The following is a 17,233-nucleotide window of genomic DNA, read 5'->3' on the forward strand; positions in this document are numbered from 1 at the left end:
CCGCGGCGCTAGTACGGGGAGACGATGTCGCCCATGGAGAAGTACGGAAGGTAGACGGCCAGTGCAATGACCAGGACCATGGCGGCGATCCCGATGAGGAAGATCGGCTGGATGAGGGCTTCCATGTTGTTCGTGGTGGCTTCGGCGTCACGCTCGTAGAGCCGGCCGACGGCGCGCAGGGACTTGGCCATGCCGCCGGTTTCCTCGGCGATGGCCATGAACTGGATGAGCAGCTTCGGGAACAGCGGTTCCTTGGACAGGGGCTCGACGATGGATTCGCCGCGCAGCTTGCCGTCGCGGGCATCCAGGATTGCCTTCTCCATGGCCACATTGCCCACGGAACCGGCGGTGATCGTCAGCGCCTGGATCTCGTGGACCTTGTTTTCGGTCAGGGAGGCAAGGACGCTGCAGAACCGGGCCAGGGCGATCTTGCGGAAGAGGGTGCCGAAGATGGGCAGCTTGAACTTCAGCGGGTCCACGAATTCGCGGACTTTCTGCTCCTGGGAGTTGCGCCGGTACCAGAAGGCTGTGATGACGCCGACGATGGCTACGGTCGGGACCGCCCAGATCATCTGGTCCGAGGCTGCCATGACAATCTGGGTTAGCTTGGGCAGCTCCGCGGTGCCGCCGGAGAGCTCATCGTAAAGACCACCGAACTTGGGGACGACGTACATCATCATGAACACGAAGATCGCGGCACTGAGCGCCAGGATCACCATCGGGTAGGTCATGGCCTTTTTCAGCTTGGCGCGCTGGTCATCGGCTGCCTCGAGGTCATCGGCTGCCTGGGCTGCAGCCTTGGCGACGAAGCCGCCTTCTTCGCCGGCGTGCAGGGTCTCGGTCATGAGCTGCGGGAAGATGTACGGGTACCGGGCCATGGCTTCGGACATCTTCATGCCCTCGGCGCCCATTTCCTTCGAGACCTGCGCCAGTCCGTAGGACAGGACCGGGTCCTCGATTTCGCCGCCGCCGGCCACCGCATCAATGGAGGCGCGGTCGTCCATGCCCACTTCAAGGCAGAGGGAGAGCTGGCGGGAGGCGGCCACGAGGGAGCGCTGCTTCGGCCGGGCTTTGCTGCCGACGGTCGGAAGCCCGGACTCACGGACCTCCATGATCGACTCGTAGCCCTCCATCCTGGTGAGCTTGGCGATCAGTGCGGCCCGTGAGGGGTAGGACGCCTTGCCCGTTTCGGTCTTTCCGCCGGCGAGCTTCACGCGGTAGAAATACTCGGTGTTCTTGGGCTTTCCCGGCGCCTCGGCTGTGGTGGTCAATGAAGCTCCCTGGTGCTTGGCAACCGACGGGAGCGCTTCCCGCCGGGCAGTTATCTAGGGAGGGACATGCGTAGACGACGGGGCTGTATTCACCGCGGACTGTTCCGGACATGCAAAAGCGGCCCCGCCGTGGTGGCGGAGCCGCTTGTGTCCTGGACCGGCTAGAGCAGGCCCATCAGCGAGGTGCCGAGAAGGGCAGCTGCCAGGGTGAAGGATGTGATCTTCACGGCCAGTGAGGCCGGACGTCGGGCAAGGGGTGTTTCAGTGGTCCGGGCTGCTTTCATGGCGGCGTCGGTCCGTCCTTTCGGGGTGGTTTTCCGCTGGTGGCGGGCAGGGATGGAAGGTCAGATTTTTGCGAAGGATCCGGTGACTTTTCCGTCCCTGTCCGCACACATAGAAGGAGTGATGAACAGGGCATTCCACCAGCTTCCGGGAGTACCGGAAACGGTGAGGAACAGCACCCCGTCCGCACACATAGAAGGTGTCAGGGAAAACGGTGAAAGGCTGGTTATGAACTACTTCTTGGAGTCGGCAGTAGCTTCGGCTGATGCTGACGGGGAAGCAGTTGCAGAAGCCTCAGCCTCCGGAGCCTGCGGGAACGCGATGAGCCAGGAGCCGTCGCGGAAGACCAGGTCGTTGACCTCATCAGCCAGTGCAGCGGAGTTCTCCACGGCCTTGTCGCCGGACTTCACGGAAATGGCCTCAACGGGAACAGTAGCCGTGCGGTCCTTGATGACGACCTTGGACTCATCAACCGAAATCGACAGCTTTGCCTCGGGCTCGAAAACCTTCACCAGTGCGAAGTCGGCCATGGCGCCGGCAATGTCACCGGCCTTGGCTTCAGGATCGGTGAGCTGAACCGCATCAGCGAAGAGCTTCTGGTCGGCGTTGTCCGGGAAAGCAGCAGCGATCTCATCCGTAGTGGTGGCCTCGAAGAACTTCTCGATGGTGTCCACTGCGTTGGCAGAGGTCAGCTTGGCTTCATCCGCGGCAGCTGCAGCGGTATCTTCCTTGGCCGAGTCATCTCCGCAGCCTGTTGCACCGAGCAGCAGGCCGGCGGAGAGGACGATCGTTCCCAGGTACTTCGTTGCGTTCTTCATTTCATGATCCTTCGCTTGTCAAATCGTTGTTGTTGATTGACAAGCTACGTGAGAGAAATGACATAAAGCAAACTGACGTGTACCTTATTGCGGCTTTATGGTGTAGGGCTACTGGCCCGCAGCATCTCCGTCACCGGTTTCCACGGCCTCGGCCGCCGCACCCTCAGCGCCTTCCGCGTCTGCCTGATCCGTATCGGCGGCGCCCTCGGCAGCCTCCTCCTTACCGGATTCCTCAGCCTTTTCAGGGTTGGCAAGCGGTGCAACGAAGAACGACTCGGAAGTGATGCTCAGGTTCACCTTGTCTCCTTCACCTTCAAAGGAGAAAGTCTTCACCATGACCGGGCGGTCGAGCTTTTCGAGCTTCTGCATGAACGTGCGGAGCGCTTCCTGGCGACCCTGGGCGTTGATCGTCAGGGCAACCATGGCCACGGAGGAATCCTGGAGGCCCTCCTCCTCAACCGGCGCGGATCCATCGTCCGTCTGAACGGATTCAAGGGCGGCGTCCACATCGGCCTCGCCGGTCTCCACAGTGCCGGCATCTTCAGCAGGCACCTCTTCGGCGATCATTGCGACGGAAGGAATCGCCGGGTTGAGCGTGGTCAGGGTGACTCCGGAGTCCGAAGCCGCCTTGGTTACCGCTGCCACCAGCTCCTTCTGTGAGGATCCCGGAGGGAAGGCGGCGTTGAACTCGTCGACCCGGTCCTCGAGGCTGCCGATGTTCTCAGCATTTTCCTTGATGATGGCCCTCTTCGCTGCCAGCACCTCATTGGATGCGGCAACCGTTGCGGTCTGGTCCTCCAGCGCCTTGGTTTCGTTCAGCTTCGGCACGAAGAACATCACGTAGGCCAGGAAGATCAGGAACGCAGCAACTGCTGCGGCGACGACGTACGGGGCAATGTGGCGGGACGGGGTTTTCACTGTGCCGGCTCCTCGGTGATTTCGGCGGCTGCCGGGGCAGGCACCTGGCTGATGGAGGCGAGCTCCTCGTCTGTCGGGCGGAACTTCTCGCCCTTGAAGCTGAATGCCTTATCCGTGTAGCCGATGGAGAGCTTGAAGGAAGCATTCCCGTCCCCTGCAGCGGACTCGGTCACGTAGGGGTCGGTCAGGAATTCCTTGGAGGAGCCAAGGGATGATGCAAGGACTCCGACGTCGCTGATCGAGGGCAGGTTACCGCTGATTTCCAGGCAGCCCACTGCGACCGACGGGGAGAACAGGTCTCCGCTCGGGCATCCTTCCAGCGATTCCGACTTGGTGATGGTGGTGAACACGGCGTTGACCGTGTTGGCGTCGTTCAGGGCGTCGACGACCTTGGAGTACGCCATGTCATCCTCGAGGATTCCGGCGACGGCGCTCTTCTGCTTGATGAAACCGTCGTAGTAGTCCTGGAAGGCGGCATGTTCCTGCAGGTACTGCTTGTGCTCGGCCGTGACCTGGTTTGCTTCATTCAGATCCGCTTTCGCACCGGCGGTGCCGGCGGCAACGGAAATGTAGGCGACAACAGCCACGCCCAGCATTCCGGCTGCGAGCAGGGATGCCTTCTGGGCAGCGCGCCGGCGTGAGCGTGCACCGCGGATCTTCTCCGGCAGGAACGTCAGCGACGGGCGGGTACTCTCCGGCCAGATGACAGCTGCTGCAGCCTTGTCCGGCTTCGGAGCCGCAGGTGTCTTCGGCGGCTTCACTGCCTTCGGAGCTTTAGGGGCCTTGGGCGGCTTCGGATCTTTCGGGGTCTTCTGTGCAGGTGCCATCAGGCTGTTGCTCCCATCGCCAGGCCGACTGCGACCGTGTAATCGGCGCTGAGCACCGGACCGAGGTAATACCGTTCGGGGTCCCCCTGGATAGAGGGGTCGAACTTTCCGATGACCGTGCTGATGGCCAGCGAATCCTGCACCGCTTCACGCAGGCCGTGCAGCAGAGCGCCGCCGCCGATGAGCGTGATGCCGGCCAGGGACGCCGGGGACTTGCGCAGGTCAAGGTAGGACTGGATGGCGCCGCGGATGGCGCCGGTGGCCGTGAAGCAGTAGTCGTCAACCGCCTGGCGGACCCGGTAGTCACGGGAGAAGACAACCTTTTCCCGGCTGATCCGCTCAACATCCTCGTCCTGGAGGGCGGCGGCGATGGTGCTGCTGGCTGCCTCGCCGGCGGCACCGGTCTGGAGCGTGAGGGAGTACGGCTTGCCGTTGTCGTGGATCAGCACCGAGAGTGCGTCGCGGCCGACGTCGACAATGACGTCCAGGTTGTCCGCGGGGCGTTCGATCCGGGTCAGTGCGCGCAGGGCGGCAAGACCGGAAAGGTCGGCACCGGAAGGGTTCAGCCCCGCCTTCTGCAGGATCTCCACCTGGGTGTTCACCAGCTTGGAGGTCACACCGCACAGCAGTACGTCCAGCCGGCGCTTTTCGGTGGCCGGGTCGGTGAACTCATCGAAGACCACCGCATCAAGGATCACGTCCTCGGGGGCGCCCAGCAGCAGCGACGGATTGTCGATGATGTCGAAGGCAATCGCGGCGTGGAAATCCTTGGGCGCATGCCAGGGGGCGCTGGCCCGGTTCACGAAGATGTCGTCCACCGAATTCAGCCCCATGACCGCGTCGCGGGTGGTGAACTTCTCCGTCGCCAGGAAGGACTTCAGGTCCGCTGCGATAGTGGCAGCCGCCTTCGGATCCGGGGCGCCGTCGATGATCTGGCCCGGCTCAAGGGGCATGTAGGCCTGCTTGATGACCGTGGAGGTTCCTTTGACGGTTCTGACTTCAGCGAGCTTGATGCCCGATGACCCGAAGTCGATACCGATGACGCTGTCGGCCAAGGAATGTGCCCCTCTTTCGTGTGGACGTGGGTGTGTTCTGCCAAGGACATGCGTAGATTCCCGCAGCGCACTCCACTGCCTGGTTCGAGGTGCCGAGCGGGCGTGTCTACGCATGTGAAGAGGTAGCCCCCGCCGCCCCTTCAGTCAGGAACAGACACCCGATGTCCTCATTGCGCCTTTCCACCTTCTTCATTTCCAGAGGGATCCTCAGCCAGGAAGCCTGGGACGGCGCGGAGGCACAGGCTTCCATCGCCGGCAAGACGGTCCTGCGGCACCTGGTGGATACGCAGATGATCACCACGGCACAGGCCAGCGAAGCTTTCGCCTACAGCCGCGGATGGACCTACTACCCCCTGGGCACGGACCTGGAAATCCCCGAAGAGGTCATCGGACTGCTCAAGGACCCCTTCGCCCGTGAGCACCAGCTGATTCCCGTCTCCCGGGAAGGCGACGAACTAACGGTTGCCGTGCGCAACCCCTCCGACCTGAACGTTTCCAAGCTGCTGCGCGGCGCGACAGGCCTGAGCATCAACCTGGTCTACTCCACCGGCGATGAACTCACCCGCAGCGTCCACAAGTACTACTCCACCTCGGCCGAGGCACGGCGCAAGGGCGAACTGGCCACCAAGGCCGTGGAAGCCAGCAGCGTCAGGTACCAGGGCATCGGCAAGCTTGCGGACACCGGTGAGATCGTCGACGCGCTGAACATCATTATCGAAGGCGCCCTGCGTGTAGGGGCTTCCGATATTCACCTGGAGCCGGCGGAGCACCACCTCTCCGTCAGGTACTCCGTGGACGGCAAGCTCGTGTCCGAGCCCATCCAGTCCCGCTCCATCGCTCCCCGCCTTGCGTCACTGATCAAGACGCGCGCCAAGATGAACTCCGCTGCGCTGACCAACCAGGACGGCGGCATCCGCCACACCTATGAAGGCAGGGACTACGACATCCGTGTCGCGGTCCTGCCGACCAACTGGGGCGAGTCGATCACGATGCGTCTGGGCGCCGAAACAGTCCGCGACCTCACCGAGATCGGCTTCGCCACCGACACCGAGGCGCGCTGGCGCAGGGTTCTCGCCCAGCCCAACGGCATCTCACTGGCTGTGGGCCCCATGGGTTCGGGCAAGACGACCCTGCTGTACGCCAGCCTTGCCGAGCTCATGAAGGAGCAGCGCAAGATCGTCTCCCTTGAAGCCCCTGTGGAAATGAACTTCCCCTCCGGCATCACCCAGGTCTCCATCAACCCCGGGCAGAAGCTCACCTGGGAAGGGGCCATGGAGACCGTGCTCCGCAGCGCCGCCTCGGCCCTGCTGGTCGGTGAAATCAACAAGGAGGAGGTCGCCCACACAGCCATCAACGCCGCCATGACCGGCCACCTCGTCCTGTCGACCCTGCACACCAACGATGCCCCCGGCGCCGTCGTGCGTCTGAGGGAAATGGGGATCCGGCCCTCCGTGCTTGCCGACACCATGCGTTCGGTCTGCGCCCAGCGGCTGCCCAGGACCCTGTGCGAATGCAAGGTCCTCGAGGCCCCGTCCCAGCAGCTGATCCGCGACTTCGGACTCGACGCCGAATCCCTGGCCGCCAACGAATGGTTCGGCCCCAACCCTGCCGGCTGCCGTGTCTGCGCCGGCCGCGGCTACAAGGGACGCACCCCGATCCACGAACTGATGACCTTCCCTGCCGAGATCCGGGACCTGATCACAGAAGACGTTCCGAACCGCCTCATCGGCGAAGCCGCCCGGCGCAACGGGATGCGCACCCTCCAGGAAGACGGCCTGCTCAAGGCACGAGCCGGGATCACCAGCCTGTCCGAAATCCGCAGCAACATCCTCATTGACTAGGAGCACACCCCCATTGACTGAAACCCCGACGGTGCAGGCGCCGGCCGCCAGATACATTGATGCACTGCTCTCCAGGACCCTGGACATGCACGGCTCCGACCTCCACCTGGCCGCCGGCAAGCCCCCGTGGGTCAGCCGGCACGGCGTCATCATGCCCATGGAAGGAATCACCAATGTCTTTAGCGGCCCGCAGCTCGTCTCGATGTTCAAGCAGATGGTTGCCGCGACCGAATGGTCCCGGTATATGGCCAACAAGCGCCTGGACTTCTCCTACTCGATTCCGCAGTCACGGTTCCGTGTGCACTTCGCCGTCTCGGGCGGCCAGCCGATGGCAGTGTTCCGAACAATCCCCAACGAAGTGCCCGACTACGACGATCTGGGCCTGCCCCCGGGCGTGAAGGACCTCATCCACCTCGAGTCCGGGATCATCCCGTTCGTCGGGGTTACCGGCTCCGGCAAGTCCTCATCCCTGGCGGCGCTGATCAAGCTGGCCAAGAACGCCTACTCCAAGAAGATCATCACGATCGAAAACCCGGTGGAATTCAAGCACGCGGACGGCAAATCGCTGATCATCCAGCGCGAGATCGGCCCGGACGTGGACTCCTTCGCCCTGGGCATTGAGGATGCCATGCGTGAGGCGCCGGACATCATCGTCGTCGGTGAGATGCGCGACCCGGAAACCATGATGGCAGCCATTACGGCCGCCACCTCCGGGCACCTGGTCCTGACGACCATCCACGCCGAATCCACCGCCGACGTGCCCACCCGCATCCTGGACTCCATGCCCGAATCCCGGGTGGCCGACGTCCGGGCCCAGCTGTCCCGGTCACTGCGCGCTGCCGTCTACCAGAAGCTGCTGCCGAAGAAGGGCGGGGAAGGACGAGTCCTGGCCGCGGAAGTCATGATGATGAACTCCGCCATCGCCAACATGATCCGCCAGAACGACCTGGAAGGCATTGCCAGCCAGCTCATGGTGAAGTCCTCCGGCTCCATCCCCTTCGAGGTCTCCCTCGTGAACCTGGTCGCCGACGGCATCGTGAACGAGAGCGCAGCCATCCGCGCCGAGCTGACCCCGGGCAGCTACATGCGCCAGAAGGCAGCCGGCCGGCGTTGAGCACACGAAAGAGCCCCGCACCGGTTATCGGTGCGGGGCTCGTCCCTGGGCGGTCAGGCCGCGAAGTAGGGCTCCGGCCACTTCACGGGCTCTTCGGTAAGTGTTGCCCAGTCCAGTGCTTCACGGTAGGCGGCCATCACCTCGGCCGGGGAAGCATCCGCATCCAGGTCGGCGGTCGCATATTCGGCCAGCATGTGGGCAGTGCGCACGATCGCCAGCGAGGGATCCGAAGTGATCTGCGATTCGGCGGCGTGATGGCGGGTAAACAGGGACAGCTCGGAGGCGCGCGCACTGTTCAGGGCACCTTCGGTGTTGCCGGCCTCGAACAGGCGAAGGGCCAGCAGGCGCAGGCGGGCGGCTTTGGACAGGCGGCTCTTGACCAGCCACTCGGTGTCCCTGCCCTTGAGCAGGCCGGCGGCGAATGCAGCAGCTCCGCCGGATTCGAGGGTCGTATCGGACATCGCGTCCAGGGACGCCCACTTCCGGCGCATGGGCACGGCGAGCTCCCAGGATGCAGCGCATTCCAGGATTCGTTCGCGGTAGGCGGCCAGTGCGTCCTTGAGGCTGCCGGACTCCAGATTCAGGTTCCAGGCCGGGCCGACGTCGAGCAGTGCCTTGGGGTTGGTGGCCATCACCTCGGCGAGGACATACGAGTCAGCGCTGAGCTGGGCGGTGAGGGCATCCCAGCCTTCCCCCTGTTCCGCTTTGGTGCGGGCGATGTCGACCAGGGCTTCAGCCGGGCTTTTCCTCATATGTCCAAGGCTCGTTTCCTACCGGCGGTGCCGGTCTTGTTCCATCCGGATCGCGTCCGGGGCGCAGGCCGGAGCAGCTGTAAAAAGAGGGGTCCGGCCCAGCCTCTTACTGTACCAGTTCAGAAATTCGGCAACAACGAGAACCAACCACCCAGGAGGCACTAATTGAGTAGCCAGACAACGGCTGCCGCGGACGTTGACCAGGATCCGGAGGGCGCGGAGATCACCCCGTTCACCGATGAGCCGTGGGTGCCCAGAATCATGAACCTCGAGGTCGGGCTGCCCTCTGCCGCCGTTGCGGCCGGCGTCGGCCTCCTCACCTGGTGGCTGCGCGCAGACGCGGGTTCGGTCCTGGCCGTGGCCACCGGCATCCTGTGCGCCGTCCTGGTGATGCTGTGCGTCATCGACGTGATGACCAAGCGCCTGCCCGATGCCATCGTCCTGCCGGCATACCCTTTGCTGCTGCTGGCGTGCGCGGCGGCCGCGGCCGCAGGGGAAACCACCTGGGCCGCACTGGGAACCGCACTGGCCTGCATGGCGGGCTGCTACACGCTGTACTGGCTCGTGTGCTTCTTCTCAGGCGGAATGGGATGGGGAGATGCCAAGCTGGCCGGAGTCCTCGGCCTTGCTTTGGGAATGGCGGGACCGTGGGATGCCGCTTACGGCGCCCTCGTGCTGCCCATGGCGCTCGGAGGCCTGGTCGGCTTCCCGCTTCTGTTCAAGGGCGGAGGGAAGGCGGAGATGGCATTCGGCCCCTTCATGGTTGCCGGGGCCATCCCCGTGCTGATGATGCCGGACACGCTGGTTCCCTGGCTGATGGATCTCGTCCGCTGACGCACCGAGGGCAGCAAAAGGCCCCGCCGGAGCATTCCGGCGGGGCCTGATGGGAGTTACTTGGTGGGAACTACGCCTGTATCCACGGCCATCGGATCCCATACTCCGGTTCCAAGCAGGACCAGGAGAAGGAGGGCTACACCCAGGCCGATACCGTACGCCATGCGGCGGCGGTTGGACAGGCCGGCAAATTCGGTTTTCAAGCGGTTGATCAAAGGAGTCTCCAAGGGAAGCGGGGCGGTGGTCACATGCGTGCCGCCGGTTGTGGTATAGCGTATCAGTTTAGGAATTTTTACGGCAATGTCTCTCGCCCGGACAACAGGGGCCTGAAGGGCTACCGGCCTGCGGTGGATGTCAGCGGGAGAACAGCTTCACCGTCACAGTGGACGGAGTCCGGCGGCAGCACGGTGCATGTCGCATTCTCGCCGTCCAGGACAGCTTCGAACGGAGCGCCCGGGGTGAACACGTAGGCCTCCCCTGCCGGCACGATGCCGTAGTGCTCGCTCAGGCTCGACCAGACAACCGCGTCGTAGGTCGCTTCGTGCCCGAGCATGATGTTCACGAGCATGGCAATGCCGCCAAGTGCGATCACCAGTGCGACGCCGGCAATGGAGAACCCCACGAGGCGTGCACGGCTTCCGGGTTCGCTGCGGGCAGCTCCGGATCCTGCCTTGAAGGCTGCATATGCCAGGGCACCCACGGCAAGGATGACGATGACAGCAAGCGGAACAAGCGAGACGGACTGTGGAATCAAGTTTTTCCTAACGCTGGGTGCCGCACCGTCGTGCAGCCCGGCAATGCAGGATGCACCCCGGCAGGGCCTATGTGTGCGGCAGGCATCGGATCTGTCACCGGAAGGGCTCTGTTGCCGTAGAATCGGTAAAGCGAATACGCCATAACTTCCCAGGATCAGCTAGAGAGGCTGCTGCCCGCATGGCTGAGAACAGCACCCAGGCATACATGCCCGAGGATCAGGAGCGCGCGCTCATCCGCGCCTATGCCGACTTCGCCTCGGCCATGGACCCCTCCGACAGCTGGGCCAACCGGCGTCTTGCCTCGGTGGTGAACGCTGCAACCTCTGCCGGCTGGTCGCGGCGCACGACAGCGTCCGAGCTGGGCATCAGCCGTGAACGCGCCCTGAAGATCTCCCAGTACAAGCCCTCCCTGAGCTGCGACATCCCCCGGTACCGCCCGGGCGCACCCTTTCCCGCATCGGCCGCCGGCACCTTCCGCCGGATCGAACAGGAAATCCGGGACAGGCGTGAAGAGGCCCGTCGGGAAGTCACCGCACTGATCCGCGCCGCACACTCGGCAGGCTGGCCCTATCAGGTGTTGGGCGGCCTCGTTGGAGCGACCGGGGAATGGATCCGCCAGCTGCACGACAGCGATACCGACACCGCGGGAATACCCGCACCCGCCTTCCATGCCTACCGGCGTCCATTGAAGGGCAGGACCGCACCTAGGCCGCGGGGCACACTCGGCGAGGAGCAGCGCCGGACCATGAAAGCACTGGCCGCCAAGGCCCGAGGTGCCGCGAAGATTCCCCCGCTTGATCCCGTAGCGGAACTCCCTGCGGACAGGAAAGCCCGGCTGGAACGCACCCTCGAGGCCCGGAACGCCTCCGAGCAGCTCAGCGCCATGATCATCAAGGCCAAGGCCGATCGCGTGCGGTGGGAGGAGCTGGACGAAGCCTGCGGGTACAAGCCCGGCGGGGCCCGCGCCAGGGCCGTGCGCCACGGGTACGGGAAGCTTCCGCCGACCATGACCGGGTACGCTGCCGCCCGCCGGCAACGAGAGACACCTGACGAAAACCCCGAGAACGTGTAGCCTTCGGGAAAGTAACCACCCGTCTGCAGAAAGGTATTCCTCATGGCCGCCGTGCTTCCCGAGGCACTTCGCCGCCATCTGGCCGACCTGCAGCAAAGGTCCGGATCCGGCGAGGATGCCGAAAACCTCTTTGACGAGGCGCTGCGTGCAGCCAACGACGCCGGATGGAGCTACCGGCAGCTGGGCACAGCCCTGGGTGTCTCCCACTTTTACATCAGCGAACGGATCAAGCGCGCGCCCGGCAAGGTCACTGACTTCGGCTTCGACATCCCCGAGCGGCCGCGTCCGGCAGCTGTCCTCCAGCCCAGGGCACTGCCCGATGAGGTTGTCCGGGACCTGCATGCACGCCTGGAGCGCGCCGTCAGCGACCGCACCGCCGAACGGACCGAGAACGGCCTGACTCCCGCCGTCGCCGAATACTTCGGCGCCCTCGGAGCAGCGTCCGACGCAGGATGGGACCCGTACGAGATCGCCCAGCCCCTGGGCCTGAATCCGCGCGCCGTCGCACGCTTCACCACCTATCACGGCAGGGACAAGGGAGCAGTGGGCACCGATTACCCGCGGGCTCCGGAACGCACGGGACCGGCCGCATGGAATGCCCGCTACCCCCGTGCGGCGGCGATCACCATCCCGGGTGACGAAGCGGACCGGCTGAAGGAACTGGCAGGCCAGGCCCACCTGAACCGCGGGACGGCCGGCGACGAGGACGGAGGGGCGCTCGAGTCCGCTGTCGAGTACACCGCCCGGATTGCCTTCTGGTACCTGCGGGGCGCCAGCAGGCAGGACCTCGAAAAGGCAACCGGCCAGGGGTGGGAGGCACTGCGCAAGCGTCTGTCCCGGTGGGGGTACATGAGTCCTCCCAAGGCAGGCTAGGAACCGCAGGCCCCGGGCCCGCAGCAGAGGCTGCGGGCCTTTTTGCTGCCCGAAAACAAACGGAGCACCCCTACAGAAGTCCCCGCCCGCGCAAAAATCAGCAACTGATGTCACCCGCAAAGTGGATGTCTACGCATGTAACTCTTCGGACCCGGTCACCCCCACCCTGACCGGCTACCGAAGGGAAGACTTTGTCAGAGCACGCCTCAGGAACAGACGGGAACGCTTATCTCGTTCGCACGGTCAATTCCATGCCGTCCGCTGATCCTTACTACGGACAGTGGTGGGGCAGCGGTGAAGGACGGGACTTCTACCAGGAGGTCACCGAACGCATCGGCAACCCGATGGCAGCCAGCATCAACCGGCAGTACGGGATCGACTACGAAGCATCCGACGTCGCCAACACCGCCTTCACCGTCCTCCGCCAGGAATTCATCTCCGCCTACATCAAGCGTTCCGAAGACCCCTGGGCATACCTGTCCAGCGTCCTCAAACGGGAAATGGTCCGCGAAGCCGGCGGCTACTTCCGCAGCGAACTGACCGAAACAGTCCTGTTCGACAGTGCATCCCACACCCTGCACCGGCCCGCCGCCACCATCCGGGAAGCAGCTGAACTGACCTCGGCCGCACTGATGGCCGCGGCACCGGCAATCCCTGAGCAGATCCTGCACGAAGCGGTCTTCTACTTCGCAGAACGCGGCCATTACCGGCTAAGCCACGTCTACACCAACGCGACCAACGACCCGGAGCTTACCGGCCTGGGCCTGGGCAGGGAGGAGATCCTCGCCGTCGCCAACGCCGTTCTGGGAAGCCGCCCCGAAAACAACCTGAACTCCCTGATTGCCGCCTTCCTTATGGACCCGGCCTTCGACCCGAAGTCATCAATCCGCCACCGCAGGGCACTGACGAAATTCAGGTCCCGCATTGATAAGGCGCACCACCAGGAAATGAGGCATCTCGTTGGCTAGACGAGCAACCACCCGCAGGAAGTCCGAATTCCCACGCCACAGGGCAGGCTCGGACTACAGCGACCGTTCCCTCCCCTTCCCGGCACAGGCAATGGGCGCCGGCCCGGAAATACCTGAGGCTTCTGCAGTAAGCCCGGGCCTCACCGGGCTGCCCTTCATCGGTCCGCTGCCCATGCCCGAAGGGTACGAAGAGCCGCAGCCGGAACCGGAAGTCCAGTTGGAGCCGGTGCTGCCGGAGAACTATCTGGAAATCGAACCCGATGTTGCCGAATGGTTCCCGAACATGATCCAGGAATGCATGTCCCTGGGTGCCTCCGACGTGCTCCTGGCCACCGAATCCGGCAGGAAGGTCCTCACCGTCCAGGCCCGAGTTGACGGCCGGATGCGGCCCATCCGCCGGGTCGAAGGCCTCGAGGCCCGCCAGATCATCGGCAAATTCAAGTCGGGATCCGGGCTCTCCACCGGTGTCAGCTTCGTGCCCGAGGAAACCATCTACATGGTCGACGTCGACGGCGAGGAACGTAAAGCCCGCGTGGTGTCCTTCCATACCGCTGACGGAGGTGACGCCATCGTGCTCCGGCTTCCCCCGTCCGGAGACCTCCGCCGCCTGGACGAGCTGTCCTTCTCACCCCTGAACATGGCCCTGTTCAAGGACATGCTCGGCGCCGCCAACCGGATGATCGTCATTGCAGGCCCCATGGGTTCGGGCAAGACCACCACCGCCCACGGCGCCCTCATGCACGTAAGCACCGGCACGCGGACTGTCTGGACCGTGGAGGACCCGGTGGAGCGCAACCTTCCCGGGCTGATCCAGCTGGAGGTGGACGAGGAAAACCACGCCGGCTTCGATGCCCTGCTGCCGGCCCTGGTGCGCTCCGACTACGACACCCTGTTCATCGGCGAAATCCGGGACACCGTCACCGCGGCTGCAGCTGTCCGCCAGGCAAAGGCCGGACGCCAGGTCATTACGACCATTCACGCCAACAACAACGTGACCGCGCTGCTGCGCCTGATCGACCTTGCCGAAGACTCCCCGCTGTCCGTCCTGGACTCCGTCAAGGGCGTCGTCTCCCAGCGCCTCGTGGGGCGCCTGAACCCCGAGTGGAACCGCCGGGACCCGATGACCAAGTATCTGGGCCGCGTGCCCATCCATGAAGTCCTTACCATCACCGACGCGATGACCGAAGCAATCATGGCCAACGCCCCGCTCTCCCGCCTGCGCTCCATCGCCGCCGAAACGTCCCGGAGCACCTTCCGCCAGGACATCGAACGCCTCGTTGCCTCAGGCATCACCGACCGTGAAGAAGCCGCGAGGGTTATCGGTGAATAGCGCCGTGCTGACCCGGCGGGAAATGCGCGCCTCACCGCCGGCAGCCGAGCAGGCCACTTCGGCCTTCTTCTCACCCCGTCAGTCCGCCGTCGCCCGCCTGCACCGGCTGATCGACGAATGCGGTGACACCGGGGTCAGCGACATGCACATCCACCCTGCAAAGCCCATGCGCCGGCTGCGCAGCGGCAGGCTCTTCATTCCGGACGGCACGGAGGTCGTCTTCACCCAGGATGAGATCCTGCTGTGGCTTGCCGAAGCCACCGAAGGACGTCCGGATCCCCTGAACCCCCGCGGGCACGCCTCCGTTGCCCTGGCTACCGACAAATACCGAGTCCGCGGCACCTTCAGGAAGTCGCTCCAGGGCATCACCGTCACCTTCCGCATCATCCCCGGCGTCGTCCCGGACGTGAACGACATCGGCGTTCCGAAGGTCATCCAGGAACTGATGCGACGGGACTCCGGACTGCTCATCATGGAAGGCCCCACCGGCTCCGGGAAGACCACTGCCATTGCCGGGCTGATCAAGATGGCCAACACGGACTACGACAAGCACATCTACATGGTGGAGGATCCGACCGAATTCGTTCACGACGAAATCGGCGCCACTTCCATCATCCAGCGCGAAATCGGCACCCACGTCGTGGACTACCCCACCGCCATCGAGGATGCACTGCGGTCCAAACCGAACATCATTGTGGTCGGTGAGCTGCTCAATGCCGCCACCGCCAAGGCTGCCCTGCACGCCGCAACGACCGGCCACCTGGTCATCACCACCGCCCACGCCGGATCTATCACGGAAGCCCTGGACTCCTTCATTGGACAGTTCACCGCCGACGAGCAGCCCCAGATCCGGTCCCGCTTCTCCCAGTCGCTGCTGGGAATCATGGTCCAGAAACTGGTACCGACCGTGGACGGACGCCTCACCGCGGCCCGCGAAGTGCTGCTGAACGACCTGAACTTCACCGAAATCATCCGCGACAACCAGATGCAGATGATCCGCTCCCGCATCGCCGGATCCAGGGGCTGCTTCACGCTCGAGGATTCCCTGGCGGAGCTCGTAAAGCAGAACGCCATCACAGCCGAGACAGCAATTTCTGCAGCCAAAAACCCGGACGACCTCCGGGAAACCATGACCCGGAAAGGGGTGGCATTTTGAGCACCGAAGCTCTGACTGCAGAGGAGAATCCGGCACCCGCGTCACGGCGCGAGATGCGCGGGGCGAAACCCGGCAAGGCACCCGTACCGCCGCGGCCGCCGAAGCCTGCCAAGGAAAAGCGCCCCAAGCCGCCGAAGCCGGACAGGGCCAAGCCCGCCAAGGCTCCCAAGCGTGCCAAGAAGGGTGACCTCGGATTCGATGAGAACGGGGTGCCGCTGAAGAAGGCACCCATGTTCGTGCTCTACAAGGGCAAGAAATCCAAGCCGGCCACCATTGCGCGGTCGCTGCGTGCCCTGACCATGGTCCTGCGTGTCGGCCAGTCCGAAGCCCGCGCGCTCGAAATCGTGGGCGAGCAGTACCACAAGTTCGAAATCGGCCGCGCTTACGAGCACGCAGCCAAAACCATGCGTGAAGAGGGCGCCAGCTTCAAGCAGGCCCTCATGGCAGAGGAGATCCTGCCCCGGACCGTCCGCGAGCTCATCGAAGCTGCCCAGACCTCCCAGGCACTGCAGCGCAACCTTGACCAGGCCGCCATCCTCATGGGCGAAGCCACCTCGGTGAAGAAGAAGCTGCTGATGAACCTGATCCAGCCCGGCTTCATGCTCCTGATGTGCATCGCCCTGCTCTTTGTCGCTGTCAGCTTCATCATTCCCGGGTTCGTCGCCACCTTCGAGGACCTGGACGTGGAGACCCCGAAGATGACCATCGTCATCCTGGCGGTCGCCGAGTACGTGAAGTGGAGCCTGTGCGGAATCGGCCTGGTGGTCGGACTCTTCATGTCCTACTGGGTGACCATCGGCCGGAAGTCGGACCGCTTCAAGTCAGCCATGGATACCCTGGCCATCCGGACCCCGGCCATCGGCCCGATCCTGCAGCTCTCCGCTGCCAGCCGGCTCTTCAGCCTCCTGTCGGCAAACCTGTCCACCGGCATCGGGGAACCCGAGTCCCTGCGCAGTGCCGCCAACGGCTGCGGCAACGAGGCCCTGAAGCATCACTGCCTCGCCCATGCCGACAAGATGCTCTCCGACGGTGTGGAACTCAAAGGTTTCGTCCAGACCAAGCTGATGCCGATGGACGCCCGGCAGATCCTCTCCTCCGCGCCGTCGGTGCGCCAGGAAATCGAGATCATGAACGAGCTCTCCCCCGAATACCGGGATGAAGCAAACGTCCAGCTGGACACCCTGAACAAGACGATCGACCCCATCGTGAACTATCTGGTCTACGGCATTGCCGGCGTGCTGATCATCTCCATCGTCCTGCCCATGTACGCCATCTACCCGGCCCTCATGGACATGGGATAGGAACCGCGGGAGCAGGCCTGCAGCGCACGCCGCGGACCTGCTCCCGCCCGGTGGTCCCGCCTGTCA

Annotated in this window: 18 protein-coding genes; 9 read left to right on the top strand and 9 right to left on the bottom strand. The window is 64.2% G+C overall.

Going from position 1 to position 17,233, the window contains the following annotated elements; genetic code table 11:
- Positions 1 to 8: 8 nt before the first annotated feature.
- From N2K99_RS16720 to pilM, 6 genes are all read right to left on the bottom strand, one after another.
- Positions 9 to 1,271, bottom strand: a complete 1,263-nt coding sequence (locus tag N2K99_RS16720; protein ID WP_227934458.1) for a type II secretion system F family protein — start codon at positions 1,269 to 1,271, stop codon at positions 9 to 11.
- A gap of 161 nt (positions 1,272 to 1,432) precedes the next feature.
- Entirely contained in the window at positions 1,433 to 1,555 is a 123-nt protein-coding gene (locus N2K99_RS16725; protein ID WP_257793710.1) for a hypothetical protein, read from the bottom strand.
- A 231-nt stretch (positions 1,556 to 1,786) separates the two neighbouring features.
- Positions 1,787 to 2,371: a hypothetical protein gene (locus tag N2K99_RS16730; protein ID WP_227934457.1), complete on the bottom strand. Its 585-nt coding sequence runs from the start codon at positions 2,369 to 2,371 to the stop codon at positions 1,787 to 1,789.
- 108 nt (positions 2,372 to 2,479) lie between these two features.
- Positions 2,480 to 3,289 (bottom strand): hypothetical protein, encoded by an 810-nt coding sequence (locus N2K99_RS16735; RefSeq protein ID WP_227934456.1) that lies wholly within the window; start codon positions 3,287 to 3,289, stop codon positions 2,480 to 2,482.
- Positions 3,286 to 4,116, bottom strand: a complete 831-nt coding sequence (locus N2K99_RS16740; RefSeq protein WP_227934455.1) for a hypothetical protein — start codon at positions 4,114 to 4,116, stop codon at positions 3,286 to 3,288. Before N2K99_RS16740 ends, N2K99_RS16735 begins: the two co-directional genes overlap by 4 nt.
- Positions 4,116 to 5,171 (bottom strand): pilus assembly protein PilM, encoded by a 1,056-nt coding sequence (gene pilM / locus N2K99_RS16745; RefSeq protein ID WP_227934454.1) that lies wholly within the window; start codon positions 5,169 to 5,171, stop codon positions 4,116 to 4,118. Before pilM ends, N2K99_RS16740 begins: the two co-directional genes overlap by 1 nt.
- A 161-nt stretch (positions 5,172 to 5,332) precedes the next feature.
- Between pilM and N2K99_RS16750 the strand changes: the two genes are divergently transcribed.
- Positions 5,333 to 7,012 (top strand): GspE/PulE family protein, encoded by a 1,680-nt coding sequence (locus N2K99_RS16750; RefSeq protein WP_227934453.1) that lies wholly within the window; start codon positions 5,333 to 5,335, stop codon positions 7,010 to 7,012.
- 13 nt (positions 7,013 to 7,025) lie between these two features.
- On the top strand, positions 7,026 to 8,126 hold the full coding sequence (locus N2K99_RS16755) for a type IV pilus twitching motility protein PilT (RefSeq protein ID WP_227934452.1): 1,101 nt from the start codon (positions 7,026 to 7,028) through the stop codon (positions 8,124 to 8,126).
- 53 nt (positions 8,127 to 8,179) lie between these two features.
- Here N2K99_RS16755 and N2K99_RS16760 read toward each other — a convergent pair whose 3' ends face one another.
- Entirely contained in the window at positions 8,180 to 8,878 is a 699-nt protein-coding gene (locus N2K99_RS16760) for a hypothetical protein (RefSeq protein WP_227934451.1), read from the bottom strand.
- 165 nt (positions 8,879 to 9,043) lie between these two features.
- On the opposite strand from N2K99_RS16760, the gene N2K99_RS16765 reads away from it, so the two are divergent.
- Entirely contained in the window at positions 9,044 to 9,712 is a 669-nt protein-coding gene (locus N2K99_RS16765; RefSeq protein WP_227934450.1) for an A24 family peptidase, read from the top strand.
- 56 nt (positions 9,713 to 9,768) lie between these two features.
- On the opposite strand, the gene N2K99_RS16770 is transcribed toward N2K99_RS16765, so the two are convergent.
- Together N2K99_RS16770 and N2K99_RS16775 are read right to left on the bottom strand one after the other, a co-directional pair.
- Positions 9,769 to 9,915: a hypothetical protein gene (locus tag N2K99_RS16770; RefSeq protein WP_227934449.1), complete on the bottom strand. Its 147-nt coding sequence runs from the start codon at positions 9,913 to 9,915 to the stop codon at positions 9,769 to 9,771.
- Between the two features lie 131 nt (positions 9,916 to 10,046).
- Positions 10,047 to 10,466 carry a hypothetical protein gene (locus N2K99_RS16775; RefSeq protein WP_227934448.1) on the bottom strand — a complete coding sequence of 140 codons (420 nt, stop codon included), beginning with the start codon at positions 10,464 to 10,466 and terminating at the stop codon, positions 10,047 to 10,049.
- A 179-nt stretch (positions 10,467 to 10,645) separates the two neighbouring features.
- On the opposite strand from N2K99_RS16775, the gene N2K99_RS16780 reads away from it, so the two are divergent.
- The 6 genes from N2K99_RS16780 (at position 10,646) to N2K99_RS16805 (ending at position 17,167) form a co-directional block, all read left to right on the top strand.
- Positions 10,646 to 11,539, top strand: a complete 894-nt coding sequence (locus N2K99_RS16780) for a hypothetical protein (RefSeq protein WP_227934447.1) — start codon at positions 10,646 to 10,648, stop codon at positions 11,537 to 11,539.
- A gap of 42 nt (positions 11,540 to 11,581) precedes the next feature.
- Positions 11,582 to 12,412, top strand: coding sequence for a hypothetical protein (locus N2K99_RS16785; RefSeq protein ID WP_227934446.1), 831 nt, complete (start codon positions 11,582 to 11,584; stop codon positions 12,410 to 12,412).
- Between the two features lie 251 nt (positions 12,413 to 12,663).
- Positions 12,664 to 13,380: a hypothetical protein gene (locus N2K99_RS16790; protein ID WP_227934445.1), complete on the top strand. Its 717-nt coding sequence runs from the start codon at positions 12,664 to 12,666 to the stop codon at positions 13,378 to 13,380.
- Entirely contained in the window at positions 13,373 to 14,710 is a 1,338-nt protein-coding gene (locus N2K99_RS16795) for a GspE/PulE family protein (RefSeq protein WP_227934444.1), read from the top strand. Before N2K99_RS16790 ends, N2K99_RS16795 begins: the two co-directional genes overlap by 8 nt.
- Positions 14,703 to 15,866, top strand: coding sequence for a type IV pilus twitching motility protein PilT (locus tag N2K99_RS16800; RefSeq protein WP_227934443.1), 1,164 nt, complete (start codon positions 14,703 to 14,705; stop codon positions 15,864 to 15,866). The genes N2K99_RS16795 and N2K99_RS16800 overlap by 8 nt, the downstream gene beginning before the upstream one ends.
- On the top strand, positions 15,863 to 17,167 hold the full coding sequence (locus tag N2K99_RS16805) for a type II secretion system F family protein (RefSeq protein WP_227934442.1): 1,305 nt from the start codon (positions 15,863 to 15,865) through the stop codon (positions 17,165 to 17,167). The genes N2K99_RS16800 and N2K99_RS16805 overlap by 4 nt, the downstream gene beginning before the upstream one ends.
- Positions 17,168 to 17,233 lie beyond the last annotated feature (66 nt).

The sequence above is a fragment of the Arthrobacter sp. zg-Y1110 genome (assembly GCF_025244865.1).
Taxonomy (GTDB): Bacteria; Actinomycetota; Actinomycetes; order Actinomycetales; family Micrococcaceae; genus Arthrobacter_B.